This is a genomic window from Micromonospora sp. NPDC005324 (genome assembly GCF_040607155.1).
GTDB lineage: Bacteria > Actinomycetota > Actinomycetes > Mycobacteriales > Micromonosporaceae > Micromonospora > Micromonospora trifolii.
Genome location: NZ_JBEXGE010000116.1, coordinates 1 through 1,873, shown reverse-complemented (window position 1 = coordinate 1,873; position 1,873 = coordinate 1). Strand labels below are relative to the sequence as shown.

The following is a 1,873-nucleotide window of genomic DNA, read 5'->3' as shown; positions in this document are numbered from 1 at the left end:
CCAACATCGCTGCCGCCAACCGACACCACGCCCGCGACAGCACCCGCCCGCTGGCACTACTCGGCATCACCTGACGACTTTGCCGGGGCCCTGGGGGGGCCTGGCTGTGGTAAAAGCTTCACCGTCCGTTCTATCGTCGAACTCGCTGCCGCGAAGAAGGCGAAGATTCTGCTCGTCGCGCCGACCGGGCGGGCCGCGAAACGCCTCGCCGAACTAACCGGTCAGCCCGCCGCGACGGTGCACCGGCTGCTGCTCGCCTTCACTGCCTTTCTCCCGCGAGATCTGCCGTCAGATCTGGTCGAACAACCCGCAGGAACGCCTGAACAAGGAGATCCGCCTCCGCACCGACGTCGTCGGGATCTTCCCCAACCGACCCGCGATCATCCGCCTCGTCGGCGCGGTCCTGGCCGAGCAGACCGACGAATGGACCGAAGGCCGCCGCTACATGGGCCTGGAACTACTCGCCAAAGCCCGCCTCGTTACCGTCGACGCTGACAACGCCACCGACCAGACCGGCCTCGCCCCGATCGCCGCATAACGTCAGACCGGATCCCGCGATGGCCGTCTCCTGCACCACCAGCGCGGACGTGACCAGCCCGCACCGATGCCGGCGTCGGCGGGACGCGCCGCCAGCCATCGAAACCACCCCGACCTGACGAGACACCGGAACATGGCACCGCTCGCAAAGTACGTGAATCAGCGGTCCTCTGAGCCACCGAGAATCTTTGGTGAACTTTCTTGCCAGAATCGCCGGAAGCGCCCTCGAGCGAGACAGCCGCGTCCCCGCCAGCGCCTCCATCCGGTTGCGAGAAGGCGAGATGAAGCCAAGGTGAGGCAGGTGTCGCGTATCATGCCGAAGAATTGATTTGTCAGCCGGGCTAATCAAATCTCAAGAGCAATTTCGAGGACTAGGGGAAAAGGGCAAGGAATGAAGTTGTTAACCAGATGGCGGAAGGTTGCAACAGCCGCATTGGTGTCGCTCGTAGCGGCGGCAGGGCTGGTGGTGCCCTCTGCCGCGCCGGCTGTGGCGTCTGCCGGCTCCGCATGGGCGTGGAACACGCGAAGCCTCCTGCTAAGGTTTCCGGCTCCGTTGGGTGCTGCAGCGTGCGTGCACCGACAGATCTGGCTTGGTTCTGGCAGCTATCGTTGGGAACTTGGCAACGATATCAACGGATGGGGCTATTACAAAGACTCTGGTCGAGACATTGTTCTCGGCGCCGGGAATTACCTTTGGCAGGACTGCATTTACCGATTTGAGGCTGCCTCTGGGGGCGACCCTTACATTCACTATTCTTACCTTGATCGCCAGAATGGCCAGCCTCCGGCCGCTTGGAATACCTTCATTAGAGCTGCGCCTGGTTCGCGGCAGGTCACGTACGGAAGCTACCTCAGGCCGATTTAATTCCGTGCACTTAGATGCGCATCCGCCACAAGTTCAAACATCGAACTTCCGGGTCCACTCTGCGCCGGCTGCAGATTAGGTGCAAGTGATCGGACAGGTCGCAACTGGTTAGCCTAGAATGCTAAAGACGCGTACCCAGGATGTGACCTTGAAATCGTCGGGTACGGTTCGAGGCCCGGCGAATTCGCAGGCGTCCTTGACGTCAGGCATGCGGCCGGGATCGTCTAAAGGTGCGGATAAGGACGGGCATGGCTCGTGTCGCGACCACAAACGAATAGTGCTATTTGCCTGACACGCCGCCCGGCCTTCTGGCCGGGCGGCGTCATGGCGGTCAGGCTGTGGTGGTGACAGTCCCGGATCACAGGGCCTGTCTCGCTAAGGGTGTTTCCGGCGATCTTGGTTAGTAGGTTTCAGCGGGTGGGAAGCGGTCGTTGAAGGTGATGGCGAAGGCGTTCAACGCGGGTTTCCAGC

1 protein-coding gene and 2 pseudogenes are annotated in these 1,873 nt (G+C 61.9%); 2 read left to right on the top strand and 1 reads right to left on the bottom strand.

Features of this window, described 5'->3' with window-relative positions:
• Window positions 1-93: 93 nt before the first annotated feature.
• Together ABZS40_RS36630 and ABZS40_RS36625 are read left to right on the top strand one after the other, a co-directional pair.
• A pseudogene (locus ABZS40_RS36630) lies at window positions 94-252 on the top strand (AAA family ATPase); the annotation flags it as partial.
• Between the two features lie 37 nt (window positions 253-289).
• Window positions 290-538: pseudogene (locus tag ABZS40_RS36625) on the top strand (transposase); the annotation flags it as partial.
• Here ABZS40_RS36625 and ABZS40_RS36620 read toward each other — a convergent pair.
• Entirely contained in the window at window positions 458-637 is a 180-nt protein-coding gene (locus ABZS40_RS36620) for a hypothetical protein (protein WP_354949317.1), read from the bottom strand. The pseudogene ABZS40_RS36625 and the gene ABZS40_RS36620 overlap by 81 nt on opposite strands.
• Between the last annotated feature and the right edge of the window lie 1,236 nt (window positions 638-1,873).